The sequence below is a fragment of the Lacticaseibacillus hegangensis genome, assembly GCF_003946465.1.
Classification (GTDB): domain Bacteria; phylum Bacillota; class Bacilli; order Lactobacillales; family Lactobacillaceae; genus Lacticaseibacillus; species Lacticaseibacillus hegangensis.
The window spans coordinates 1-26827 of record NZ_RHOL01000003.1; the positions used below are offsets into that span (position 1 = coordinate 1).

Annotated in this window: 21 protein-coding genes; 5 read left to right on the forward strand and 16 right to left on the reverse strand. The window is 51.9% G+C overall.

Annotation, left to right across the window (positions count from 1 at the left end; translation table 11 throughout):
* A partial coding sequence (locus EKM86_RS00955; RefSeq protein ID WP_191988006.1) for a MucBP domain-containing protein occupies nt 1-6692 on the reverse strand: 6692 nt, incomplete at its 3' end.
* Between the two features lie 514 nt (nt 6693-7206).
* Here EKM86_RS00955 and EKM86_RS00960 point away from each other — a divergent pair.
* Both EKM86_RS00960 and EKM86_RS00965 read left to right on the forward strand, forming a co-directional pair.
* Nucleotides 7207-8637: a hypothetical protein gene (locus EKM86_RS00960; RefSeq protein WP_125754645.1), complete on the forward strand. Its 1431-nt coding sequence runs from the start codon at nt 7207-7209 to the stop codon at nt 8635-8637.
* Nucleotides 8630-8974: a GtrA family protein gene (locus EKM86_RS00965; protein ID WP_225419325.1), complete on the forward strand. Its 345-nt coding sequence runs from the start codon at nt 8630-8632 to the stop codon at nt 8972-8974. Before EKM86_RS00960 ends, EKM86_RS00965 begins: the two co-directional genes overlap by 8 nt.
* 248 nt (nt 8975-9222) lie before the next feature.
* Here the strand turns inward: EKM86_RS00965 and EKM86_RS00970 are convergent, their stop codons facing one another.
* From EKM86_RS00970 to EKM86_RS01025, 12 genes are all read right to left on the reverse strand, one after another.
* Nucleotides 9223-9447 (reverse strand): hypothetical protein, encoded by a 225-nt coding sequence (locus tag EKM86_RS00970; protein ID WP_125754646.1) that lies wholly within the window; start codon nt 9445-9447, stop codon nt 9223-9225.
* Nucleotides 9448-9566: 119 nt separating this feature from the next.
* Nucleotides 9567-9743, reverse strand: coding sequence for a hypothetical protein (locus EKM86_RS12260; RefSeq protein WP_164506104.1), 177 nt, complete (start codon nt 9741-9743; stop codon nt 9567-9569).
* A 4-nt stretch (nt 9744-9747) separates the two neighbouring features.
* Nucleotides 9748-10344 (reverse strand): hypothetical protein, encoded by a 597-nt coding sequence (locus tag EKM86_RS00975; RefSeq protein WP_125754647.1) that lies wholly within the window; start codon nt 10342-10344, stop codon nt 9748-9750.
* A 24-nt stretch (nt 10345-10368) separates the two neighbouring features.
* A complete protein-coding gene (locus tag EKM86_RS00980) occupies nt 10369-10812 on the reverse strand; it encodes a MarR family winged helix-turn-helix transcriptional regulator (RefSeq protein WP_164506105.1) in 444 nt (147 codons plus the stop codon).
* A gap of 10 nt (nt 10813-10822) precedes the next feature.
* The gene (locus EKM86_RS00985; protein ID WP_125754649.1) at nt 10823-11461 is read right to left on the reverse strand and encodes an NAD(P)-dependent oxidoreductase; all 639 of its coding nucleotides are present in this window, start codon (nt 11459-11461) and stop codon (nt 10823-10825) included.
* 27 nt (nt 11462-11488) lie between these two features.
* Nucleotides 11489-12463, reverse strand: coding sequence for an amidohydrolase family protein (locus EKM86_RS00990; RefSeq protein WP_125754650.1), 975 nt, complete (start codon nt 12461-12463; stop codon nt 11489-11491).
* A gap of 318 nt (nt 12464-12781) precedes the next feature.
* Nucleotides 12782-13657, reverse strand: coding sequence for an SDR family NAD(P)-dependent oxidoreductase (locus tag EKM86_RS00995; RefSeq protein ID WP_125754651.1), 876 nt, complete (start codon nt 13655-13657; stop codon nt 12782-12784).
* Between the two features lie 259 nt (nt 13658-13916).
* Nucleotides 13917-14738, reverse strand: a complete 822-nt coding sequence (locus EKM86_RS01000; RefSeq protein WP_125754652.1) for a PTS system mannose/fructose/sorbose family transporter subunit IID — start codon at nt 14736-14738, stop codon at nt 13917-13919.
* The gene (locus EKM86_RS01005; protein WP_125754653.1) at nt 14713-15489 is read right to left on the reverse strand and encodes a PTS mannose/fructose/sorbose/N-acetylgalactosamine transporter subunit IIC; all 777 of its coding nucleotides are present in this window, start codon (nt 15487-15489) and stop codon (nt 14713-14715) included. The genes EKM86_RS01000 and EKM86_RS01005 overlap by 26 nt, the downstream gene beginning before the upstream one ends.
* Nucleotides 15486-15959 (reverse strand): PTS system mannose/fructose/N-acetylgalactosamine-transporter subunit IIB, encoded by a 474-nt coding sequence (locus tag EKM86_RS01010; RefSeq protein WP_164506106.1) that lies wholly within the window; start codon nt 15957-15959, stop codon nt 15486-15488. The genes EKM86_RS01005 and EKM86_RS01010 overlap by 4 nt, the downstream gene beginning before the upstream one ends.
* A 688-nt stretch (nt 15960-16647) precedes the next feature.
* Nucleotides 16648-17295, reverse strand: a complete 648-nt coding sequence (locus tag EKM86_RS01020; protein ID WP_125754656.1) for a prealbumin-like fold domain-containing protein — start codon at nt 17293-17295, stop codon at nt 16648-16650.
* Nucleotides 17296-17411: 116 nt separating this feature from the next.
* A complete protein-coding gene (locus EKM86_RS01025) occupies nt 17412-19025 on the reverse strand; it encodes a SpaH/EbpB family LPXTG-anchored major pilin (protein WP_125754657.1) in 1614 nt (537 codons plus the stop codon).
* Between the two features lie 417 nt (nt 19026-19442).
* On the opposite strand from EKM86_RS01025, the gene EKM86_RS01030 reads away from it, so the two are divergent.
* The gene (locus tag EKM86_RS01030) at nt 19443-20222 is read left to right on the forward strand and encodes a class C sortase (protein WP_164506107.1); all 780 of its coding nucleotides are present in this window, start codon (nt 19443-19445) and stop codon (nt 20220-20222) included.
* Nucleotides 20219-21028, forward strand: a complete 810-nt coding sequence (locus EKM86_RS01035; protein ID WP_125754659.1) for a class A sortase — start codon at nt 20219-20221, stop codon at nt 21026-21028. Before EKM86_RS01030 ends, EKM86_RS01035 begins: the two co-directional genes overlap by 4 nt.
* Before the next feature lie 418 nt (nt 21029-21446).
* On the opposite strand, the gene EKM86_RS01040 is transcribed toward EKM86_RS01035, so the two are convergent.
* The 3 genes from EKM86_RS01040 to EKM86_RS01050 all read right to left on the reverse strand — a co-directional run bounded on the left by EKM86_RS01040 (nt 21447) and on the right by EKM86_RS01050 (nt 25705).
* Nucleotides 21447-22415 (reverse strand): helix-turn-helix domain-containing protein, encoded by a 969-nt coding sequence (locus EKM86_RS01040; RefSeq protein ID WP_164506108.1) that lies wholly within the window; start codon nt 22413-22415, stop codon nt 21447-21449.
* A gap of 226 nt (nt 22416-22641) precedes the next feature.
* Nucleotides 22642-23556 (reverse strand): helix-turn-helix domain-containing protein, encoded by a 915-nt coding sequence (locus tag EKM86_RS01045; RefSeq protein ID WP_125754661.1) that lies wholly within the window; start codon nt 23554-23556, stop codon nt 22642-22644.
* A gap of 220 nt (nt 23557-23776) precedes the next feature.
* Nucleotides 23777-25705, reverse strand: a complete 1929-nt coding sequence (locus EKM86_RS01050) for a BspA family leucine-rich repeat surface protein (protein ID WP_125754662.1) — start codon at nt 25703-25705, stop codon at nt 23777-23779.
* A 268-nt stretch (nt 25706-25973) separates the two neighbouring features.
* On the opposite strand from EKM86_RS01050, the gene EKM86_RS01055 reads away from it, so the two are divergent.
* Entirely contained in the window at nt 25974-26819 is an 846-nt protein-coding gene (locus EKM86_RS01055) for a class C sortase (protein WP_125754663.1), read from the forward strand.
* The last annotated feature ends 8 nt before the right edge of the window (nt 26820-26827 follow it).

Here is a 26827-nt window from a genome sequence, read left to right on the forward strand (position 1 = left end):
GTTGGCACTTCGCCAAGATCGACATCGTCGCTGCCATCTTTTGCATCACCCGGAATCACGAAGTGGTTAGTCGTCTTGCCATCTTCGCCTTCAACGGCTTTGATTTCAGGCGTCTTCCCATCAACACCATTCTTCAGGGTGCCAACAGTTTGGCCGTTGACCTTGATGTCGTACCCAGTTACGTTGCCGTCCGCATCCTCAGTCGGTTCAAGAGTTGGCGTTGCACCATCTTTACCGTTGAACAGATCCTTGGATTCGGTAGTCCCATTGGCGTGCGTGATCGTGACCGTGTAACCGGTCTTCTTATCATTTTCGTCAGCTGGTTTGTAGTCAGTGACACTGATCGTGTCACCTGCTACTGTTGGCACTTCGCCAAGATCGACATCGTCGCTGCCATCTTTTGCATCACCCGGAATCACGAAGTGGTTAGTCGTCTTGCCATCTTCGCCTTCAACGGCTTTGATTTCAGGCGTCTTCCCATCAACACCATTCTTCAGGGTGCCAACAGTTTGGCCGTTGACCTTGATGTCAAATCCTTCACCAGTTTCGTTGCCGTCTTTGTCCTTGGTTGGCTCAATGGTTGGAGTTGCCCCATCGTTACCATTCCATACCGTCGTCACAGTGTCGTCACTGCCATCACCATGCTTAACAGTGATCTTAGTCCCACCGTTTGGATGAGTATCGTCGCCATCAACTGGCGTTGCCGTGATCGTATCTCCATCCTTTGGTGGTTCGATCGAACCTAAGACAGTATCATCGCTGCCATCTTCCTTAGTCCCTGGAAGGTAGAATTCAACCTTACCGTCTTTGCCGTCGCGAACTGATGGCGTCTTCGCATCCGCGCCGTCTTTACCATTCTTGATTGTGATCGTCCCGGCTGGTTTCCCGTTAGCCGTCACGTCATAAGTGGTTGTCCCGTCACCGTTATCCTTACCGGTCTGACTGATAACTGGAGTTGCCCCATCGTTACCATTCCATACCGTCGTCACAGTGTCGTCACTGCCGTCACCATGCTTAACAGTGATCTTAGTCCCACCGTTTGGATGCGCATCATCACCATCAACTGGCGTTGCTGTGATCGTGTCTCCATCCTTTGGTGGTTCGATCGAGCCGAGAACAGTCTCATCACTGCCATCTTCCTTAGTCCCTGGAAGATAGAATTCAACCTTACCATCTTTGCCGTCACGAACTAATGGCGTCTTCGCATCCGCGCCGTCTTTACCATTCTTGATTGTGATCGTCCCGGCTGGTTTCCCGTTAGCCGTCACGTCATAAGTGGTTGTCCCGTCACCGTTATCCTTACCGGTCTGACTGATAACTGGAGTTGCCCCATCGTTACCATTCCATACCGTCGTCACAGTGTCGTCACTGCCATCACCATGCTTAACAGTGATCTTAGTCCCACCGTTTGGATGAGTATCGTCGCCATCAACTGGCGTTGCTGTGATCGTGTCTCCATCCTTTGGTGGTTCGATCGAGCCGAGAACAGTCTCATCGCTGCCATCTTCCTTAGTCCCTGGAAGATAGAATTCAACTTTACCATCTTTGCCGTCACGAACTAATGGCGTCTTCGCATCCGCGCCGTCTTTACCATTCTTAATTGTGATCGTCCCAGCTGGTTTCCCGTTGGCCGTCACGTCATAAGTGGTTGTCCCGTCGCCGTTATCCTTACCGGTCTGACTGATAACTGGAGTTGCCCCATCGTTACCATTCCATACCGTCGTCACAGTGTCGGCACTGCCGTCACCATGCTTAACAGTGATCGTGGTTCCACCGTTTGGATGATCTTCAGTAACTCCTGCCGGCGTTGCGGTGATCGTATCTCCGGACTTAGGAGCATCGATTTCAGCCAACTTCGTGTCATTAGTACCATCGCCCTTCGAGCCCGGTATATAGAACACGATCTTACCATCATCAGTTGTCTTAATCTGAGGCGTCTGACCGTCTACACCATCCTTACCTTTTTCACCATTCTTAACGGTGAACGAGCCTGCCGGCTGTCCATCTGCGGTGATCTGGTACGTAGTCGTCCCGTCGCCATTGTCGGTGCCATTTGGATCAACAACTGGCGTTACCCCGTCATTACCATTCCATACTGTCGTCACGGTGTCGGGACTGCCGTCAACGTGCTTAACGGTGATCCTGGTCCCGCCATTTGGATGATCAGCGTCACCTTCGATTTCCTCAGCAGTTACTGTATCCGCAGCACTTGCTTTTGGCTTGGCAACATAAATAACCCAGATGTCTTGGCCTGAAGTACCAAAGGTCCCATCGGCCGTGCTGTCATCAGGTAAATTGTTGATCTGGCCGCCGTTAATATCGGCAGTCGCATAGTAGTGCAGAACACTGGTATCAAGTGTGCCGTCAGCATCAGACAAGCCTTTGCCTTCGCCGCTTAAGGTGTCAGGAACCGAATAATCATTGGAGTAATTGTACCCGACTTCACCAGATACCGTCTCAGGATCCTTCAGTTCGATACCGTCAACGTTCTGATAGACATAGTGAACAGTCCCTGTGCCTTTGGCCGCTTCAGCCTTGGCATAGGTTACAGTGATCGTGATGTCTTTATCTTCGTCGTCGGCTGCGGCAAGTAAACCAGCTGCGGCTTGTTTGATGGACTGACCATCGTCACCTACCGTTGTTTCGGTCACTTGTGCTGGAGTTGGCGTGGCGCCATCCACTGGCTCAGGAGTGAAAGTTGCAAAGGGTGCAGTTTGCTTCCAATCGCCATACTTAACGACCTTGTTAGTCGTGTCGCCTTCTGTGTAGTAAGTACGATTGAACACAACTTTCCCAGTCTCTAGCAGCTTCTTCTGACCGTTCTGATCACCGTTAATTGTGACATTCAGGAACTTATGTGTATCATCATAGTTCACATCACGTGGTTCATTTGGTGCAGGGTGCTCGACCAATTCAGCCTTTTCTTTGTCATAGTTAATGGTGAAGGTGATTTCTTTATCTTGGTCTGCTGTCTCAGCCGCCATTGCCGCAAGTTCTTCCGTGACGGTTTTGTGATCATCATCTTGGGTATTCTGGTCGATGTTTGCTGGTGAAGCCTTATAACCATCGTAAATTACCGGTGTATAGCCAACGGTCATGAACTTGCCAGTGTCATCAACAATCCACGGGCCATAATCTTTCACGCCACTGTCAGGATCGTTATCATCGATCTGATATTGACGCGTCAAAACGACCTCATCTTCGTTATCATCTTGCTTCGTCGTTACACCGTCTTTTATCATCATCATGATCGGGTGCAGGACTTTATGCGTGTCGTTGTAGAGAGGATCTGTCGGGTCTGTCGGTGCGTCATGCCACTGCAAGTCAGGCTGGTTCGCGCCGTAATTGACCACGCGGGTCGCAATGAAATTCGTCAGGTACTTTCCACCAATGTTTGTGTTCTGGGTACCATCGATGAGAACCGAACCATCACTAGCTGTTACTTTTTTACCAACCAATGGTAAGTCGGCGGACGTAATAGTCTTGTTCGTCTCATCCACGATTTTACCGACTTTGTTCGCGACTGTTGGAATATCGCTTTCAGTAATTGGCGTCAGCAAAACATCAGTGTCGTTGCCGCCAGCACCGGTTGAATTCGTTGTCCATGGCGTGTACACTGGAGCGCCACTAGCATCAAGGGTTGCCGTCCGGTAAATCTGAATAGGTGAGCCTTTCTTCTCAGCTGGTGCACCGTCCCCATTGTACTTAACAATAGCCTGCACCGTCCCAATCAAATACCGGGACGTTACTGTGGTCGGGTCCCCATTCAAAGCCGAGCCAGGATTGCCCGGAGTGTATACTCTAGGCCCGTCTGTAGCGTACTTAATCGTCAGCGTCTGGGCAGTCTCAGTAAACTTCGCATTGGTCGTGCCATCGGTGGCAATCTTGTGACCGGGGACGTCCTTGTTGAGGGTCACGGTTGTAATTGAATCGCCAATATTGCCTTTGAGATCAATTGAAGACTGGCCATCAGTATTCGAAATCGGCTTATTATTTTCGTCCACCAACTTAACAGTGATCGTACCCTTTGTTTCGACTGGCGCGTACTTGATCGTGAACGTCTGGGCAGTCTTAGTAAACGTCGCATCGGTCGTGCCATCGGTGGTGATCTTGTGACTGGTGACGTCCTTGTTGAGGGTCACGGTTGTAATTGAATCGCCAATATTGCCCTCGAGATCAATTGAAGACTGGCCGTCAGTATTCTTGATTGGCTGGTTATTTTCGTCCACTAAGTTAACAGTGATCGTACCCTTGGTTGCGACTGGCGCGTAAACGATCAGAATCGTCTGGTCTTTATCAGTAAACTTAGCTTTGAGCGTTCCATCCTCTATGATTGTAAAACCTGGGGCGGTCTTGTTGACGGCACCAGCTGGGATGCCCGTCCCAATATCACCGTCAAGATAGTACGTCTGTTGAAAATTGGGATCACTGGGTACGACAAGCGCGTCGTGATTTTCACCCACCACCAAATTGACAGTGATCTTGCCTTGTGCTGTAGGCGTATCGGTGCCAGTGCCGGTACCGGTACCACCGGCATCATTCTTCTTGTACGTGAGGGTAACAACTTGGTCAGGCTGATCCGTGAAGACATAGCGTTCCTTGATTGGGTCCTCGCCAACCATCGTGTACCCTTCAACAGTCTTGGGAATTTTTGTCGTCACGACCGGTTGTCCTGCTGGCTGCGAGCCTAAAGGAGCAGCATCCCGAATCTCATGACCGTCTGCTTGGTCCACATAAATGACCTTGGCAGTATATTTCTTCACTTCAGTTTTGGTGCCGTGATAGGTAATGGTCACCTGATGGGTGTTGCTGCCTTCAAGAGCACTGACTTTGGCAATCCCTAATTTAGCCAGTGCTGAACTCAAACCAGCAAAATCAGTTGCACTGCTAATGTCAGACTTAATTTGATCATCAAACGCACTGGTAATATCGACTTCTGTTTTCTTCGGGTCAAAAGTATACCCAGCCGGTGGATTCAATGGGCTGAAATCGATCGATTCTGCAGAAGTGAGCTTCTTCTGTTGCTGACTGTTGGCAATCTCATTGCCGTTCCCATCGACATACTTATAAGTAACTGGGAAATTAGCCTCGGCAGGCGTATCAGTTGGCGTATCCGTGGTCGTATCAGTCGGCGTATCGACGACTTCAACTTTCGCATCTGTCCCGATACTGCCATCTTCAGCAGGGACAAGCAGGTCGGTTATCTTCAAGCTGCTCATTTTGCCCGGAATCTTGACGTAAAGATAACCACCATGGGTTCCAAAAGCTTGCTTGACTTGATCAGCTGACAAGGTAAATGTCAGCGATGTAGAGTTGTCATCATTGTCCGTTTTTGCCAATGTATCCCAATCAAAAGTTGGATCAGCATAACTGACATCCGAAATTTGATTGAGCACTGTCTTGTCTAAGGCCTCAGCACTAAAAACACCGACCTGAAGTTGACCAGCCCCAGTTACTGGGGCTAGACGGAACAAATCATCTGGCTTAAGTGTTGACTGCTCAGCCTCATTGCCATGCAGTAGTATGTCGGTGTTTTTATTGATATCCGTTAATGCCGCGGTATCACTGGTACCAGCCGACATCTGCTGAATTTGCTCCGCTGTCAAGTTACCAACAGCAAATTGAGCGATCATATGTGCCACGGCGGGCGCCCATGTGGACGGATCAAACAATTTAAAACCAGAATCCTTAGTTTTATCTTTCAGGGTATTGAGCGAACCTAAGTTAGAAAAATGATCAAACGTGATCGTAATTGGCTGATCATAAGCAAGATATTTCTTGGTCGTGTCCCCATCCTTGACTTCCCGGACACCGGCTTTAACTATGATTTGACCATCGACACTGGTGTATGCATCTGATTTAGTCAGCTGGAGTGTCTGCAAGAAACTCTTGTTATAAACCTCTTCCACCTGAGAAGAATCGGTGTCAGCCATGAGCACTTGAATAGTCTGTGGAAGACCCGTCTTGTTGAATGAGTCGGTTGCGGATGCCTTAGCAGCCGCAATCTCGTCATCGCTAGGATCTACTAAGCGAATTGCGTTGCCCGCCGACTGAGTGTCTTCAGCTTGGGAATTGTCAGCAACCTCGGCTAATGCTGCTCTCGAAGCAACCGCCGATGTGGGCGTCGCTGTTTCCTGTTCAGCTGTCGTCTTCGCTTTTGGAACTACCACAGCGGCCGGTTCGCTTGAATGCCCATCCAACGAGGCTTTCAAAATAACAGTGGATGTGCCATTCAGCGCAACACTAAAATAACCGTTTTCATCGGCGGTCACCGTTCGGGTAATGCCATTTTCAGCAGTGGCTGTAACTTGTGCATTGGCCGTCGTCGTCCCTGTGACGGTGACCAGACCACTTTCAGTCGTGGTTGCCTGGGCATTTTTAATCTCAAGCAGTGCTTTCGCCGGTGTGGTCTCCGGGATTGCAGCAGTGGCGGCTTGCGTCTCAAGAACGGCTGTGTTCGAAACGTTCGCCGCCGTTGCACTGGAATCTGAGTTCGTCACCTGCGCTGTCGGCTCCAGGTTCGTAGTTGTGTCAGCTTTGACAGTGTTGACTTGTACAAATGGCAGAACTGTGAAGAAGGTCGTTACCAAGCCCGTAAAGACCCACTTCTTGCCATCTTTGAACATCTTATAATGGATTTTCCGATCAGTATCAACTCTTAAAGAGTTACTCTTGGGACTTGCTTTCATCATACTCCTCCTCATTTCTTGCACTGCGCCATCAAAGCGAAGATGCTTAGTGGGGTTGACAACCCCCTGGTTGAGATGAGTATAGCATTAGAGAATTGCAAGGCTAAACCAGTTTCGAAAAATTGTTTTTATATTATTTGAACTGGGCTTATTTAGGAATTCCCTATTCCTTATAGAGAATGGACATAATGTAAAATTTGTACACAGATAGTCGATTCATGGGAACAAAATACTTTCAAGATTCTGATAACAGAATATTCTTGAATCATACTACTCTTAATTTCCCACTTTCTCCCCTTCTAAGACCTGTTAGTCAGCGCGTCAGGCGCTCCTGCCAATCTTCCAGAATACTGTTTTCTCCACCACCAAACAGCAGCCAGGCGGCAACAAACACTGCCGCTGGTGGGCAACGGTCGGGGCCCTTTTCTAAAAAAGTATCAGAATTGATTCAGAATTCATGGCTGGCGAATATATCTGAGGGAGGGTAAGCTGGCTTTGAGCGATTCTGTCACTGCAATTGGACAACTTTACTTGCCTGCTTGGCAGTGACAAACAGGGTTTCTATTCCGACCTGCCGTCGATGCTGCTTCTGCTGATCATCATGCGCATTTTTTGGCGGTGGCCAGAACAAACGCGCAGTCACCAGATTTGGGCAGGCATTGGCCTGACCGTTGCGGTGTTTCTTGGCGCATTGATCAAACCAAACCTGATTGTACTGATACCAGCGGCTGCCATTGTCGCGCTAATTTTGCACCACCAGCATCTCCTCAAGCCTTTGAAGCTCTGGCTGCCGATGCTGCTCGTGGTGGTCGGCTTTGGCCTCAGCGTACCGGCTACCCGCGTTATCGACGCCGCCAGCCACTACACCCCCAAGACCGAATTTGCGTTTCCCGTTTCCAATTGGCTGCTGATGGGAACCAACGCAAAAAGCCACGGCATGTATGCCGCCCACGACGTCCTCGCCGCGATCAAGCTTCCTGACCAGGCGGCCCGTCAGCATCATGACTTGGTGCTGCTGAAACAGCGCGTGAAGCATCTGGGGGGTTCGGGACTGATCAAGCTATGGTTCACCAAATTGGGCATTCTGCTGAATGTTCAAGGGATTCAGTCCTGGTACAACGGTGGGTTCCGGTCGGCACCGGCGGTCTATCAAAAGCACGTCCAGACACTGGCTGCCCTGACCGCCATCAGCTATACCACGGCCACGCTCACCTTGTGGCTGACTTTGATTTTGCGCCTGCTCACGTGGCAGCCCGAGTGGCGCCAAGCCCGCGACACAGCCAGTATGCTGGCTGTGGTCACCGCCCTGGGCTACTTGGCCTGCCACACCCTCCTGTGGGAAACCGAGGCCCGCTACGGTCAGATCATTCTGCCTTCACTGCTGTTCACCTTGGCGAGCATCCCCAAGCCGGTAAAAGCAAAAGCGGCGGTCCACCGGCTCGTCTGGCGTCCTGCGGTTTTGTTGGGCCTGACCTGCATCAGCGTGCTTGGCCTGAGCCACGCGGTGGGTGCAGTGCACCCGCAACCGCTGGTGGTGGCGGCCCAGCGCAGCCAGCTGTCCGAGAAGTATCACGCCAAGCCTGAACGACTCAGGCCAAACGCTACGATGACCGAGAACGTGACACTGAACGGTCCTGCCGATTACTTTTCCGTGCAGATTCATGCGCATTCAGTCGTGGCGGTCACGCTGACCAAGCTGACCAGCGGCCAAACTTACCACTTAACCGATGCGGGAGCCGTCTATCGGCTGCATCACCCAGTGGAGTCCGGCCGCTACCAAATCACCGTACACAACTGGCGCACCACCAGCCAAGCGGTCGATGTGGTGCGCACTGCCCATTATCAACTGAGTGCCTCTCCGCTCGTGATCAACGGCACCGCGTCCCACACTGCGTCCCTCATTTACACTAATTTGCTTCATGCTCACGGGAGGTCAATCAATGGATAAACGTGTGACAACAATTTATGACCGGTACGGGGAAGCCCTGCGCTACCTGGTCGTCGGCGGGCTGACCACGGTGATTAACATCGTGCTGTTTTTCAGCCTAACTCACCTGGGCACTGCCTGGTTTTGGGCCAACATCGTCGCCTGGGTGCTCAGCGTCCTGTTTGCTTTTATTGCGAATAAAAAGCTTGTGTTTGGCGCTGCCGACATGACCCCCAGAACAGTCGTGAAAGAAGCCGTCAGCTTCTTCACGCTGCGCGGGGCCTCACTGCTAGCTGACACCGCCATCTTGTTCGTGGGGCTAACGCTGCTTCACGGCTCGCCAATCATGTCAAAGTGATTGACCAGGTGGTCGTGATCGGTCTGAATTACGTCTTCAGCAAGCATATTTTCTCTTAACCCACCGAAGCTGGGCACCAGCTCACGTCAAAAAGGCGACTGCAACACACAGCAGCTTCGGCGCGTTACTTAATCGAACGGCCAAGTCCACAAAGGCCTCTGCGCTGCGATTCGCTAACTGAATCGTGGCACAGAGGCCTTCATGCTTTGGACAAAAAACCGCTCTTCGATGGCTCAAGTGCCAGCCCCTTACCTGGAATGCATCAGGCTGCCTAAATCGAGCTTCACCACCCGATCGGCGTGAAAGCCCAACTTGGCCTTACGGTAGTGCGTCGCGCCTGATTCAAACAACACGTAAAGATCCTCGCCGTCTGCATAGATCTGCTCAAGATACGGGGGCAGCGTGACGGTTTTAAGGGTATCATCACCGTCAAAATCAAGCCAAGTCCGCTGGCCGTCATTGTCAAACGCCAAGATGCTGGACGAATTAGGCCCGAACGACTGCGAAAACAGGATCTGGCCATGATAGAACGTGACGCCCTGCAGCTTTTTACTGGTCGTGTAATTGCCCGCTTGATTGGCTCCGCGAAGCTCTACTCGGCGCCGGTTCGCGGTATCGGGCAGGCCCGCTTCGTCAGCGGCAACGCCGCGAAATTGCCCTGGGTACTTTGGTCAAAAAAGCCGACGTAAAGCGCATTGTTGTGGTAGGTCAGAAACGAGGCCCGCTTGACCCGATTCAACGACACGACTTGGTCAAACTTGCTGGTCAACCAGCTAGGCCACTGGCAGCGGCGCCGGCAATTGAGGCCCCAACCCGCGGCGCGCCAGGATCCAATCATCACCGTTCCACATTTCTGTTTTCTGGCGATTAGCCGAAAAATCCCAGAAACTCAGGCGTTCGAACTCGATCACCGCGTTGTTCGGGGCGAGGCCGACCCATTCATAGCTGCCAGCGTCCACGGTGTTGACGTACTTCGCCCATTCCACCGGCACAGTGACGGCTTGGCCGTCAGCATTGATGTACGTCCGCGTCTGACCGGTCAAACTGCGAAGCGGTTCAAGCCGTTGACGGTAGGTGGAATCAACCTCTTGCCACACTCGCTCCGCAATCGCAAACGCCTGGGTCTCATCAGGCAGCTTGCCCGCGATTGGCTGTGTCAAGGCGTTATAAGAATAGAGGTACCCATTGTCACCGTAGATGACGGTGACATGTTCCCGATTGAGTGCCTCCTGCTGCAAGGCGGCTGGCTGATACCGCCGCAGGTGAACCTGCTCGCCGTTTCGTGGGACCATCTGTTCGACCACAATCTGGTAGCCGTGGGGAATCTGTAGCGCCGGGTATGTGTGGCCATTTAGTTTCAAAGCCGGCATATTTCTCCTGCTTTCTTTATTGATTCACTGATTATCCAACTGTGCAATGCGGTGAAGCACGGCCAAAAGGTCCTGCTGGCTCACCCGGCCGTTTGCTGCGGCCAAGCACTGACTAAGCGCCTTTTCCTCCGCATCCAACGCGGCTTTGACTTGCGGATACAAGTCCTCACCCGCCTTGGTAAGCCAAAGCTCGAACCTTCGGCCATCGGTAGCAGATTGACGCTTGTCCACCAGCCCCAGAGTAACCAACCGGGTGATTTCCCGGTTAACATTGCTTTGGTGGCGGCTGTCCGCCCGCACCAACTGATCCTGCGTCACGCCTGGATCATCATGCAGCTTCAGCACAAAAAAGTACTGGCTGCTGTTTACCCCCAGCGGTTTCAGGCGCCGGTCAAGCACGCGCAGCGCATTGTTCGATGCGGTGTGAAGCTGCTTGATGATGGTCTGATCATTTTTGTCTGGAATCATGATGTCCCTCCTAGGCATCGACAACCGAAAACTGAGTCCGTGTATGCTTGGGTTGCGCGCTTTCGTCAAGCAAGGCCGCGGCAAAGGTAGCCACCGATACCTCATTTTTCCCGGCGGCACTGTTGATAATGTGGCTGCCACCCACGCGATAGGTCGTTTTCGGCCCATCGGTGAAATCAGTGGATGGTGTAATTGCCGTCCAGTTCACGTCATCGACTAACTGCAAAAATTCAAATTCCCGGTTTTGCTCAATCATCCCTGCGAGCCAAGGTTCGCCGGCAAAGCGCTTCATCGTGTCGGTGAGCAGTGTGCTGCCATCTGGCTTGAGCAGCGTTGAGGCGCCAATCACAAAGAATAACTGAGTCGCTTGATCCTCACGGAAAAAGCTTATCAGGCCGGTGGCTAAATCAACGTGTTCATACGGCTTGGCGGAAGCAAACGCGTCAACAATAATATCAAAATCTGATAAGTCGGCCTGCGTCAGTGCCATGGCGTCTTTGGCCAGAATCGCAGCCTGGTCGCCGAACAGCTTTTTTGCTTTTTCTGCACTGCGCACGATGGCTGTGGCCTGCAGACCACGGTCAAGCGCTTCCTTCATGATTGCCTGGCCGACGTGACCCGTCGCACCAATAATACCAATTTTTGTCATATGGTTTCTCCTTTTTATCGGGTGAGATTAGTTTAAGTTAAACACTGTTTCGGCGGTGCCGTGGGCAATTGCTTCACGCTGGGCAGCCGTAATGTCCGCCTGTTCAAGAAATTGACGCGTTTCATTTCCGGATTGAACATAAGGAAAGTCTTCGGACCACATGACGTGATCGGCGCCCATTTCAGTCAGCACCAGCTGCATCTGCGGCGCGGTGAACATGCCGGATGGTGACAGGTAAACCTGGCGCTTGTAGTAATCCGAGAACTTCAGCGGCAGATCAGTGATAATTGGGCTGAAGCCATCGATCCGTTCTAGGAACATTGGGACAAATTCGCCCCAGTGACCGGAGGCAATCTTGAAGTGCGGGTATTTCTCCATGATGCCGGACGTGATGATCCTAAGCATCTGAATGCCCTGCTCCATGTGCCAGCCCCACATGGCCCCGGCCATCATCGTGGCGCCTAATGCGTTGTATGCCTTGCTGTCGTACAGCATCGCCTTTTGATCGTTCGTGATGACGCCTGGATGTAGATAAAGTGTGGTGCCTAGCTGGTCAGCGGCAGCGAAGATCGGCTCAAAGCGGGGATCATCCAAGAACTGACCATTGATGCTGCCAGAAATGATGCCACCCTTCATGCCCAGCTTGGTCACGGCGTATTCGAGTTCTTTGGCGGCCTCATCTGGCGTGTTGGCTGGCAGGGTGGCCAAACCGGCAAACCGGTCTGGGTACTGACTAATGTTTGCTGCCAGGGTCTCGTTTTGGGCGTGAGCGCCGTCAACCGCGTACTGGTCAGGCAGGACTTGCGGGGAATTGCCAGCATCCGAGATCACCTGCATGTCGATTCCGTTCTTATCCATGTACGCGACCTTGTTGCTGAAATCCACAAGGTCCGGACGCAGTTGGTCCTGACGCGGATTGTTGTTTTTCACTTCTGAGTATTGGTTAAATTCCTTGATGTTCCGATCTGTGTCGTAATGCTCTTCAACGGTAATAAGTTTCATCGTAAACCCTCCAAAAATTCGTTTGATTTATATGCGTGTGCATAGTGTTGGCCAAAAAATTTGGTCGGAAGAGACCCGGCCTTATCGTCTTGACAATTTGCTTACCAAAAGTAGCTAATTTTTAACGCAAACTGAGTATAGCACATTTGTATGCATGCGCATAGTGTTTTCCCAAAATTAATTTCAAGCGCCTTCTCACCAGCTTTTATGGCATCATGGCGAGTTAGGAATGGCCTTGCGCCGAAATCAAAACATCCACTGTCAGTGACGTACCAGTCGCTAGCAAAGAGGAAATTTACTTGACACAATTGGTTTGAACTACTTGGTTAAACCCACAGCCTTCATGCTGAAATCCCAAAGCTCATCTTGGATCTGCTGATCATAAGTCATTTTCGACGAGCGAATCGGCTTGTCACTGCTGCGGTCAAAATACCTTGCCGGACCCTTGGCGAACTTGTCATCCACCATCAAATTCTTGATCATCGTGGCCGAGTCCTTCGCGGTACTGAGTAAATCTGCTACCTGTACCATCATTTCCGGCGTGAAGCGCGATTTGTTTTTGGACAGCCCAGTTTCGACCATAAGCCCAGGATTAACAGTGTTCACGACGATCGACTTGCCAGCTGCCGTCAGCCGCCGATCCAATTTATAGGTGAACAGAATCGCGCAAAGCTTGGAATAAACATAGCTGCGCTGATCCACCATGGCGTCGCGGCCAGGATATGCGATTGCCTCAACCCCTGGCCAGGCCACACCCCGAAGCGGCGTGTCATGCCGCTCGCTGCTGACCGTCACAATGCGGCTGTCGTCATGCATCAGCGGCAGCAGCAGCTGTGTTAGCAAAAAGTGGCCAAGGTAATTGGTCTCAAAAATATTGTTGAACCCATCAGCGGTCACCGTTGCGGTCCGCCCAGCGATGCCGGCGTTGCAAACCAGCCCGTAAAGCGGCTCGTCAAGCGCCTTGAAGGCAGCAACAAAATCCCGCACTTTAGCCAGCGAGGAGGTGTCCAACTCAAGACACGTCAAGTTGGCGTCTGGTACCGCCTTAAGAATTTCGTCGCGCGCCGCGCTTGCTTTCGTCATATTGCGGCAGGCCATGATCAGGTGGTAGTCCCTTCCCTGGTCAGCAATCTGTTTTGTCGTCTCAAACCCCAAGCCGGAGTTTGCGCCCGTAATAATAATTGTTTTTGTCATCTGTCTGTCTCCTTGGTGGTCAGCTTCAAACAGCTGCTAACCTTTTTGCACTGGTTTAAACGTAATTTTCTGCTCAGACTTCATTTGCACTTGGCCTCATGAATGAATCGAGGAACCAGTGCAAACTGGTAAGCAAAAAATAGTGTACCACGTTTATATGCACGTGCATAGTGTTTTAATTTTTGTTATCAAAAAGCCTCGAACTCCAGTCGGTCATAGAGTTCGAAGCTTTGCGAGACGATGTTGACGGCATCATTGGTTATTTTAAGATACCGGTGAGTGACAGCACGATGGCCGCCACGATAATCAGGCCCATCAGCCGCACCGGCTTTTGGCCTTTGCGCAGAAGATAAAACAGGCCGAGGAATAGCAGCACCGGCAGCAGATCCGGCACAATACTGTTAAGAATCGACTGCAGATTGATTTTAACCTGCCCCACCGCAAATTTCAGCGGTGTGCCCACTGTGATGGTAGTCGGGATCAGGGCGCCGAGCACCATCATCCCAAGCGCACCAAGCGAATCCGTGACGCGCGCGATTTTCCCGCCTTTGAGCAGACCGGTAACGCTGGCCTGACCCAGGTGATAGCCCGAGTAGAAGCAGATGTGGCCAACAATCAGCGCGTAGGCACAAAACAGGACAACGAATAAGATTGGCCCGAGCGCACTGCCGTTTTTAGCCATGTCAATGCCGATCCCCAGCAGAATGACCTTGACCAGTGACTGCGTGATGGTGTCGCCAATGCCGGCAACTGGCCCCATCAGCGCTGCCTTGAGGTTGTTGATCATATCCCCACTGAGTGAATCGTCATTCGCCTTTTTCTCCTCCAGCGAGGCCACGATGCCGGCAATCATCGAGCCGAATGTGTTCTCGGTGTTGTAATACGTCAGCTCGCGAGTCAGCCCCTCGGCCAACTTGTCCTTGTCGTCTGGGTACAGGTCTTCGAGCACATAAGACATCGCGTGGGCAAATCCGAGCCCCATCATCCGCTCGTAGTTGTAGCAAATCTGGCCCCATGACTGCCATGCAAACCAAGTCTTCCGCAGGGTTTTCTTGCTAAGCTTTTTTGGCGTCTGTTCCATCACGATGACCTCCTTGTGGCATGTAGTAATAGTGCAGCAGCGCGAGTCCCGTCCCGATAATGGCAATGGCCATCACGTCGAGTTTCAAGTACGCCGCCAGGGCGAACCCGATCAAGATGAACGGAATCGTCGACTTCTTGGCCAACACCTGCATCAGCATTGCGAGTCCCAGCGCCGGCATCATTTTACCGATCAACATCAAAATATTGGTGATCTGAACCGGCAGTGCCGCCATGAAGGCTGCAAAGTAGTGACCACCAAAATACACGCACAGAAACGCCGGAATAAAGTAGGTGATGAACGGCACGATTTGTGACGCGAACAGGTTCATCCGCCGCACGCCGCGCACATCCCCGGCCGCCGCATAAGTGTCAGCGCGGTGGACCCAGATCGGATTCAGCGCCATTTTCGCATTCTGACACAGCACCCCGAGCAGCCCCAGCGGCGTGGCAATCGCCAGCCCCGTCGCGGCCGAACTGCCTGATAGCATCGTCATCGCGACGCCAAGGTAACCCGCGATGGCCATTTCATTCGGCAGCGTGCCGCCGACGGCAAGCAGCCCAATGTACGCCATTTGAATCGTTGCGCCAACTTGCAGGCCGTATGTCAGCTGGCCGAGCAGCAGCCCGTCGATCAGACCGGCGACGAGCGGCGCGCCGAAGTAAAACGCCCAGCGGGACCACATCGGCAGCGCCGAACTGGTCAACCAGCACAAAGCTGCAATGATGATCGCAATGAAGAAGGTGTTCATGCGCTCACCTCCTGTTGATAGGCCACGCGCCGGTCACTGGGAAGCATCTGCAAATAAACATCGGTGCCCAGTTGTTGCAATTCGTGCATGGCGCTGCGTTCAGCGGCATTGGCAAAAACGCGACGAGTCAGCGGCGTGCGGTCCGGCGCACTGCCCATGTTGCCAATGTTGAGGCTGGTCAGTGCTGCGCCGGCCTTGACCAGTGCAACCGCCGCAACCGGCGTTTTAAACAGGACGAAGAAGTCCGGCTGGCTGGCGTCCTGAAGCATTTTAGCCGCCTGAGCCACCGGCTGAATGTCGATAGTAATATCAGCCGGCGCCGACATTGCGAGAACCGATGACGTGAACTCATCTGCCGCCAAGGTGTCGTCGATAATTAAGATATGTGAAACCGGGTGCTGCTTGATCCAGCTGGTCATGATCTGTCCGTGGACCAGCCGTTCATCTACGCGTGCGAACTTGATTGCCATAAAGTAGCCTCCATTGAACCGGATACACAAAAAATCCGCCCATAAACAGCTCATTACTGTTTAAGGACGGATTATTCCGCGGTGCCACCTTAATTGGATGGGTACAACAAACACGTGCCTCATCCCGCTTAGCGAAGGGCTAACACCCTTCCGACAACTGACGTATGCCTCACGTACAGGCTGACTTGACGGCGAGCTGCGGTGCCGCAACGGACTTACGTCTAACCATCACTGCTTGCGTGCGTTGCACGCTGCGCTCGTGATCGGTTAGCCGAAGTCCAAAGTGCGCGGCACCTCCGCTCTTGACTTTTGGCCTGTCCCTCAGTGGTCCATTTGACTGCTTGCGTTCGACGACATTCCCAGCTCCGGTCGCTCTCTGTGCGTGCACAACAGTTTTGATCTCCACATCAACGGTTTATGGACGAATTATTTTGTTAGGTACACGGTACAACGACTGGATTAGAAAATCAACATCTAATTCTAATCTAATTTCACTTTTTGGTCATCCAGTCTCTCGTCCAGACAATTTGATCCTTCTAAAATCCGCCAACTCCGACGTATGACCATATCACTGTCAGTCACTAATCGGACAGACCAAAACCATGTAGGTGGCAAAAAAACACGTGAGTGCTGTCAGCATTGATAGCATCCACGTACTTTTTTTCCGACTCTTGCCGCAATTGCCCGACTAGCGGCCTTTGCGCTGCAACTGCAGCCAGCTGGTCATTCCAAGCATCGCCAAGGCCAGCGCACCAATCATGGCCGCGAGCAACCACCCCAGCGGATGCGTCATCACCCCGCCAGTCTGCAGAATGGTTTTCGGCTTGGCCGGCATAGTGCCATTACCAATCTCCTCGCGCGGGACCGGTTGACTAGGTTCAGGAGACGTGGTGAGCAGCCCAGACTTGGGGCTGTAGATATACGAGGTGCGCTGAGTCGAAAAGCGTAGCAGCACTGGCGCTGCCGGCTTTGTCACCCCGTTACCCGCTAATTCGGTCAAAATGTAATCAGCACCGATCACGAGCCCGTCCAGCCGGGCAATGCCACTAGCGTCTGTCGTCAGAATGACGTTGAGTGCCGCAGCGCCTGGCAGCGCATGATAGCTCCCAGGTCTAGTCGCATCGATTTGATTGCCCGCTGCCGCCTGCACGCGCACCAGTTGATACTTTGCCCCGGCAAGCGGTTGAGTTTGTTGCGTAATGGCTGAGTTATTATCGACGCTGATCCGTTTCTCAATGGTCAAAGTGCCTGTTGCTGTCGCTGCGATTACAGGATGGGCACGACTGACGAGAATTAAGCTCAATAACGCCATCAGTATGGCAAACCATCTTTTCATGGGTCGTGCCTCCTTTCCTCGTGCGATACCTTTGAAAAACGCCATCATCAACGGTCCGACTCTGCCAAAAACAGGCGTAGGCCAAGGTCTACACCCATTTAAACAATGCTCACAGGTTATGCGTTACGCTGCCGCTTCTTGATCACGATGACACCAGTAGCGCCAATCACAATCAAACCAGTCGTCAATGCGTAAAGAAGAATCCGACCTTGCGAACCAGTCAGTGGCAGGTTAGGAATCAGGTTATCGTGATCCTTAACGGTTGCGTCAACTTTGCTATCCTGCGTCGCAGTAACCTTGAAGACTTGAGGATCAACATCGTAGCCAACAGGCGCCGCAGTTTCAACCAAGTAGTAATCTTTTGTTTTGCTCGTTGGGTCAACTTCCAACCCAGTGATTTCAGCTTTCCCACTATCGTCAGTTGTGACAGTGACGGGATCTCCCTTTTCCGTGGTGACGGGGTTCGTACCAGCCTTGGCATCAGCTTCAGTTGGATAGAGGGTAAATGTCGCTTTAGCCAAAGCCTTGCCGGCATCATCTGTCTTCATGACGTCAACATTACCAAAGTAAACGGTTGGCTTCGGGTTCCCTGGCGTATTCGTCGTCTCGGTCTCCCCATTAGGCGTTGCAGTCCCTTTATAGTCAGTACTAAAGGTATTGTCGATCGCGGCTGAACTATCTGCTTTTACGGTCGTATCGAGTGTAGCAGTCAGCTTACTACCATCCGGGGCAGCTGCAAACTTCTGAATCCCACTATCAGTCAGCTCAACAGTAACGGTTGTCTTACCGTCTGCGGTAGTCTTCTCGACTTTATAATCATCAGCGGTCAGAGCAGTTTTTGCCTCAGTACCGCCTTCATCGGTAGAAGTAATTGTGACACTGCTAATTGGGTTATCGCCAACCGACATCTTGGTGTCGTCTAGCACATCGGTCATCTTCAACTCACTAGCATACGTGGTCCACTTTTTGGTTGTCGTCGTAGTTGTGCCATCACCAGAATCAGAAGTACTGGTTGATGTCCCATCGTCAACAACACCAGATCCATGGATATCGACTGGCCGATCAATTGTCAGATCCCAGCTGACAGAGGCGCCACTCTTAACACTGTCGGCCATAGTACCGTCAGGAAAGGTCTTAGTCGGATTTAACTTAATCGACGCTACCTGGTTTTTAGGATAAACGTTAACGTTATATTCCAAGGAGTCATCACTGCCGGCAGCCCCTTTGACGTTAAGCGGAATATGAACAATGAACGGAGCTGAAGCCTTTGCAATTGCTGCACTAGCTTGCTCAGTCACCAGATAGTAACCATCTGCTGCCTGCCCCGAACCTAGATCAGCAACTGCAGTACCGGTAGAATCTGTTGTCACGGTCTTTGCAGAAAAACTGGCGTCAACACTGTAGGTGCTGGAATCCGCTGCATTAAGCTTCTCAGTACCGGCTTTGGTAATCTTTTCCACCTTAAAACTGATGCCGGCCAGAGGTGGGTTCTTTGTCGAATCACTCGGGGCCCCTGGCAGAGTCGTGCCGCCATTTTGTCCGACCTGTGTTGCATCATCGGTCCCGTACTTATGAATCGTGATTGCACGATCGCTCGTGTTATCTTCAATTGCTGTAGCGGTAACTGTGGCGACATGATTCGTTGTCAGAACGGGCGCAGTGGCTGCACCTAGCGCACCCAGAGCCAGCCCGCAGACACCTACGAACCGGATAATTTTCCCTTTTTTCATATATAGGTTCCTCCTAAGTAGTCTTTTCGCAACCCATCCAAACCTGCTGGCATGTTTGCATGCTCAAAGATTAGCATCTGACAAAAGTAAAAAAGCAAAAGCGGCCGCAAGTGACCAAGTCACATCTGACCTGGTCACTTCTGACCAGCAGTTAAGCCTATGAAACCAGCTTTTGCCGGCTTTCCGACTGGAGAAACAAGCAGCGGCTCGCCCTTTTGGGACGCTTTATTTGCTACACTTTTATAGGTTGATTAATTTGACCAGCGTGACCGGATTTGTGGTTACGGTCACGCTGGGGAGAGGAACCTACTCATGGCCAAGCAGCCAGCAACATCACAAAGTAAACCTAAACATGGGTGGCTGAAATGGTTCTTCGGCACGCTTCTCGTCCTAGGGGCGATTGCCTTTTTTGCCCCAATGATTTATGAGGCACAGCAGTCCAATTTGCGAATCAAAACTGCCAGCAGCTATCGGCGGCGTCTCTATCCTGCTGATGAGAAGCGCGATGAACTGATCCGTCAGTACAACGCGAACGCGCTGGCCACCCAGCAGGGACGCACCAAACCCTATGGCAAGACGACCATCGAGCAAATTCTGGGAAAGAATGCCAAGCTGCCAGTTGGCTACATTAACATTCCCGCAATCGACCTCAAAGCGATGCCAATTTACTATGGGACCAGTGACGAAATTCTCAGCAAGGGTACTGGTATTATGCCGTTCACCTCGCTCCCAGCACCAGGCAAATACGTGACCTCTTCCGTCACTGGCCACACCGGGGTCGCAAACCGCATCTTCTTTGACAATATTCGCTACCTGAAAAAAGGCGATGTTTTCATCATCGATGTCTTCGCACACCGGATGGGGTATCAGGTGATCGGGCGGAAAGTTATTGATCCGCTCAAGCGGGATGCCACGACCAATTTTTACGTCAAAGGTGCGCAAAACCGAGCAATTTTGATGACATGCACACCCATCGGGATCAATGATCATCGTCTCCTGATTTACGGCAAGCGCGTCCCACTGAAAACAGCCGAGGATCATAGGACGATTCCGCGCGACGCGTTCAGCCCGATGAATCTCTGGCGCGACGCGATTATTCTGCTGCTGATATTTGTTTTATTGTGGTGGCTGTATTACTGGCTCCAGGACCGCAAGCAGCGCCGCCAGGCTAAGGCAGAAAGCGAGGCACAATCATGATTCGTTTTCTCAAATGGTTCTGGCCCCCGCTTCTGATGTTCGCCGCCGTCGCCGGAATTCTTTTTAGTGCCTGGTCAGCCGTCAATCGTGACGTGCCGCTTGATCTAAGCCACTGGCGCGACGCAGCGACACCCAACGCAGCTAAGCACTTAACGCACAAAGCGCGCATCAAGGACCTGAACACAGAAACCCTGGCCCGCTCCCAAGCGAAGGCACAGGCGCTGCAACAACAGTATGGCATGGGGGAGCTGACGATTCCGTCGGTCAATATTGATCTCACAATTTATAGCGTGGTCACAAACCACACGCTTGCAACCGGCGTTTCGCGCTATTTTCCGGACCGGCCGATGGGCCAAGGTAACAACGTGTATGCGGCCCATAACCTTGACGGTGCCGGGGTACTCTTGAGTCGCATCGGCGAACTAAAAAAAGGCGCATTAATCAGCCAGACGGACTTCAAACACGTCTATCAGTACCATGTCATATACAACCGCGTCGTCAAGATGACGGAAATTGCCGTGCTCAACCAAACCGACGAAAGCCGCATCACCCTGATTCGCTGTGAGGGCCCTTACCACAGCCGTTATCGGCGGGTGGTCATCGGCCGCCTGAGCAAGGTCACGCCTTACCAAACCACCGGAGCCAAGGCTGACGCCAGGTTGGCACACGCTCAGCAACACACTGCCACCTTGTTTCATTGGCAAGCCGTCAAGTGGCCCATTGGCTTGATCCTGTTGCTTTTTGTGGGGCTCCTCGCAATCAGCTGCCGCGGCTACTATCGCGAAACTCAGGCTCAACGAAGATAAGGTCGCACCACGCCTCTCGCTGAAGAGGCGTTTTTTTGCGTCGCACTAACAAAAAGCGCGACGCTGGCATCACCAGCATCACGCAAGACACATTTGCATTTGCTCAAACATGACCCGATTGAGTCAAACGCCTCGTCGCTGTGATTGGGGGGTGCAGCGACGATCAAAACTATCATTGGCGACGTTGTAAGGCCGCGTTATGCTGAAACGAACCAAGCCCTACAACAAGTGCATTGTACAATCGTCCCCATCAAACCAGGTCGATTAGGCCGGTTGTGACTTGGTCACTTCTGGGCAGTTCGCCAATATTCTCCGACACGTGAACTGCTCATCGCGTATCACCCGGACAGCGCCTCAACCAGCAAGCGTCCAACCCGTTGAGGTCCATTTGCTCAGATTGTATACCGATACCGCTCCTTCAATTGATTTGCACGTCACGCAGACGATTGAGTGTTACCGCAATATCGGTCTCGCGGTGAACTGGCAGACTGACTAGTTGATAGGCCGGCCGGGCCCCGACAATGTGATCAGCCAGGCTCAGATCCCGCTCAAACCTGGCCGTCATCCGCGCGGCATCATCGGTCGGGCAGATGACCGACAATGCCGCTGTCAAAGTCGTGAGTTTCTCATCCACGTTGAATTCTTGGTTGCGTAATACCGCCTCGACCAACTTTGAAAACTGCTGATAGGCCCCGAGTCGATAGGTTTCAAGTGTCCCGCCTTGCCGGTCGATCATCTCACAAACAGTCAGCGCGGCGGCCGCATCGCCAGCTGTCAATGCACTATCAAGCGTTTGGCAATAGAAGTCCACGGCCACACTGCGCTCTCCCGGATTGATCAGGTGCTGCTTCACCTGGCCGCTGGCTAAAAGCGCATTTAACTTAGCATAGCTGACTTGATCGGCGACCTGGCTCAACAGCCAAAAATCAAAATTGGTCATGAAGTCACCTTTGAGCAGGCACGCCGCCAACCGGTCACTCAGCTCTCGGGCCTCAGTGTTTTTACGTGCTAGCTTAAGTGCCAGCACCTGACAAACCACCAGGCTATTTTTAAGCCATTCGCGTCGGTTTTTTCGAGCCAGCTGAGTCAGCTGCTCTTGGAGCCGTGCCAGCTGGTCGCCAGATCCAGCCGCCTTGCAAATTTGCTGCTCAATCTGTTCAGGACTCGGCATGACAGTTGGTAATCGTTCCGTTATCTCGGCCAGCGAGACCCCGAAATACTCTAAAAAGGCCAAGCACTGGCTAGCTTTGGCATCCACCTGACCGAGTTCGATTCGCTGTAAAGTTTTTTCTGACATCGCCAGTGCACTCGCAAGCTCCGCGCGTGAAAGGCCATGCATTAACCGTAACGTTTTAAAATATTCGCCAATAATCGTACTGTTTTCCATCTTTAGGTTCCCCCCGTTGAAAAGCATTAAGAAGGCAGAGAAGACCTTAAGCCCACATTTAATCAACCAGCTCGGTGTTCCCCCGAACCCCAGCGTGGCGAAATCGATTCTTTGACAAGATACCACGAACTTCCCGGTTATAGACCCAGATGCCTCTTATTTGCGACGTTTTCGGCGCAAAAAAGAAGCAGCCTGCTCAGCTGCTCTTTCCTCTAAACCGGTTCAGTCATTCAGCCTTGATCAACCACTGGCGCAGTGCGGCTACCTGAGTGACAAATTCATGATGGTTCGATGGCATCTCGCTCTCACTGAGGACCTGGCCCACGGGCTGAATGGTCTGGTCCAAGCGTTTCTGATCATGGTCCTGGGCATACTGCGCAAAAGCTCGGTACATTTGCCTCATCAAAGTTGGGTAGATGTATCGTTCGGACATTGGAATCGCGTTGAAGTAGTCTAGCAAGCGTTTGAACGTGTTGAAATCTTGGCTCTGAATCGTCGTCCAGAAACACTGTTGAATGACTTCTGGTTCCGAAGGCAAGTAGGCACTGCCTTGCGCCAACCAGCGATTGTTCTTGACCATGTAAAGATAGCGCGTCACCAGCTTCATCAACATCTCAACGTCAAGAATCTGCAACACGTTGAACATCAAACCGACGTCGTTGCTGTACCAAGTATCGATGCGATCGAGATACGCAATGATTTGGACCAAAAAATCGTTGGCCTTTGATTTATCTTGCCCATTTTCAAGATAAGTTGCCAAGGCATCCGCGGTCAGTCCACTGAGTCGCTCATTCGGGTAATGATACTTTGCAAATAGCTGATAGCAGAGCTGAGCAGCTTCTCGTAAAGGCTTAGGGTCTTGGTTGACCCACCCCTCATTGAGCAGTTGGTTCACCCGCACCGTGGTCTTCCCACCCGTATCGCGGCCGAGATTTTCGTTGTAAACCTGATTCCATTCCGGCATGGAAATGTTTAAGCGTTTCGTGAGTTCGTACAAGTTTTCCGCCGACGTGTCAATTTCGCCATCCTCGAGCCGGGCATAATTTGCCCGGGACATCAGATGGTCATACATCGCTTTGGCAGTATACCCGCGCTTTTGCCGAATCTGTTTAATTATCTGACCAATAGTTGTTGCTGCCATTACGCACACCTTTCTATAAGCTCCCACGAAAACCGCTGCCACTGAATGTTCCCCAACCCGTGGCAATGAATTATCTTATCACTACATTAGAATCTAATACAGGCAGTTCAGACCATCGCCAGCAAAAGTCCCCATCAACGGCGAAAGCGCCCAGACCATCACAGATCCAGGTGCTTCCTCACGGCTCGTCAGTTGGCTTCGAGCACAGAATTAACCTTGTTTAAAAGTTGCGCTCCCGCCAAACTCCATAGCCGCCAACCAGTATCAGCAGTGTGGAAAGTAGCAATGTGATTGGGCCGTGCCCCCCGGCGGCAGGGAATTGTTTAATGATGTCTTCATCGTGAACTTCATCCACCACCAAGGCCACCTGCCCATCGGCCTGGTTAATCGTTGTGGTGGCGGTGCCTTTGGTAATCGTATGGCCGGCATCAATCCCGCCGGTAATCTTCACAGTGTAACTGCCGGCCACCGTATTCAGGGGAATATCAACGGTGCCATCAGTGCCGGTCGTCGCAGTCGCGACCTGCGTACCCGAGGCATTGGTCACCGTCAGTTGCACCCCTGCCAAAGTGACTGGGTTACCCTGACTGTCGACCAGCTTGGCCTGAATGTCCCAGGCGAAGCGGTAGGTGTCACCCTTTGTCCCAGTGGTCGCAGGAACGTAACTCTCGTTAGCGTTGCCGGCATTTCTCACCTGAGTTTTATCGGTACTGACCCCGCGCCATACACCATAAATTCCATTCCCCAGCGTAAATTGTGGAAAAGCAATGTTTCCCGACATCAGCGGCCCAAATGTGATGCTCTGCAGTTGGGATTTCTGGTTGAGAGCTTTCGGGTCAGGCGAGTAACTGTAACTGGGAAAGACATGATCACCGACGCCCCACGTGGTCCCTAGCCGCCAGTTGGTTAAATCCAATTTGGTCAAGGCGTTGTCACCGTCAAACATATCCGTCACATTAGCCTTTAGAGGTACAGCCCATTTTGAAACATCGAGGGCCTTGACCGTTGTCATGTCTTGGAACATTGCTTGCAAAGTCTCTGCATTTGCCATCGTCCAGCCAGACACATCCAATGAGGCCAGCTTTGCATCCTCCGCAAACATGTGATCAAATTGTTCGCCTGCTGTCGGCTGCCAGCCGGTTAAATCCAACGAAGTCAAACTTGTGTCGTTATAAAACATGTTGTAAAAATCTTTCGCCTTGGCCACGTTCCAATGAGCAAGATTGAGAGATGTCAGGCTAGTATCATTTTGAAACATATCGTACAATTCTTCGGCATTTTGGGGATTCCACTGCTGAATATTCAGCGTCGTCAATGCGGGGTCGTTAGAAAACATGTCCCAAAATTTAACACCGCTGCTAACGTCCCAGTTGTTGAGGCTTGTCACTTCTGTCAGGTTGGTCATGCCAGAAAAAGCAAAATCGAAATCAGTGACGCGATTAGTCTTCCACGCACTCAAATCTGGTAACGTCGACATTGAAGTATCACCGTAAAATAGATGGTTCATGTCAGTCACTGCACTGGTATCCCAGTTGGCAATGCCGTCTACATGAGTCAAAACAGGATTTTTCTGGAACATGTCAGCCATTGTGGTGACATGGCTCACGTCCCAGTTGGATAAGCCCGAAATTGTCGTCAGCTTTGGCATTTTGTTGGCATTACCGTCTCCTGACTCGCCAGAGAACAAGAATGACATGTTCGTCATTTGACTAACGTCAACGTTTTCTAGACCGGTGATGGTTTCAAGATTTTCAAACTGCTGAAAAAAACCATTCGTCTGATCGACGAAAAAGTTGGAACCGTCAAAACTAATGGCCTTGACGTTGGCTGCATTACTAGAAAGGTGGGATGTGCCTGCATCAACAGTACTCGAGACTGTACTTGCGATAGGTTTTGTTGCAGGCCCAAAGTGCAAGGTCCCACTGTTATCGAGATAATACTTTGGCCCCCCAACCGTCCCACCGTCAGCGATACCAGTAGCCCCAACAACTTTCCAGGTGCCCTTCACACTGGCGCTGTTGTATGCGGCTTGGTTCCATGCTGCGGCCTGGACTGATTTAGGTGCACTAAACGATGCCATCATGCAGAGCATGATCGTCAGAATCACAGGCCTTAGCCTGAGCCACCATGAAGCTCGTCGATCTGTCATCGCGCCACCTCGTTTACCCACACTTTTTCCTCCGTTGGGTCTGGGGCACTGCTCGGCCTGCTTTGCACGCTGAGAGCGGTTGGTTATCTGCCATCACCGGCTTACCCACCCGGCCGCAGCAACCCCATCGAAACGGTTACCTGTTAGTAATTTAACATGGAAACTTGACGGTCTCTGGCTTCCGGACACTTGTGACCAGGTCACAAGTGTCTCGGTTTGAAGGGTCAAGCCATGTTACTATTTGACTAGATAAGAAAGGACCGCCCAAATGACCTATTCGAGGCTTCAGCGTCGACGCACTCGCCGTCGCTATCATCTATTTTTCACCCTATTCATCATTGGGGCATTGCTGCTGATCGTGCCGCTGGCTTACAGCAAGGCCGTGCAGCATCACGAGCTGACGCTGGCCAACCAGTACCAGCATGCACAAGTCAAAAGCGGCGCGCTAAAAGCCGCACGACGCTATAATGCGGACATTTATGCGCGCCAACAAGGCCAGCCCGTCAAGTACCACCAATCAATTAAGCATGTTCAGAAAAATCTGAAGCGGCCGCTTGGCTTTGTCCGGATTCCCGCGATTCATCTGATCAGTACGCCAATTTATTTTGGCGATTCAGACCGGGTCTTGGCCAAGGGCACTGGGATCATGGGTGGCACCAGTTTGCCGGTGGGCGGGACCAACACGCTAAGCGTTGTTTCCGGCCACAGCGGGCTGGCCAACCGGGTGATTTTCGACAACATTCGCTATCTCAAGCGTGGTGATGTCTTTTACTTCTCGGCACTCGGTGGTCCGGAGATTGCGTACCGCGTCTATAAAAGGCTCATCGTCGATCCCACTAAGCCGCATGCAACCGATGTGGTCAAGGTCCAGCCAGGGAAGGATCGGGCCGTGCTGCTAACCTGTACCCCGATCTTCGTCAATTCTCACCGCCTCCTGATTTACGGCAAACGCGTTCCGATTGCGGCGGCCAAGTCAACTGCCACGCACGCCAGAGACGCTTTCACTCCGTTAAACATTTGGCTGTATGCGATCTCACTGTTAATGATCCTGTTTATTATCTGGTTTATGGTGACTGAATTACGCGACCGTCATCTAATAGCGAAGCGGTCATAGCCGTGCGT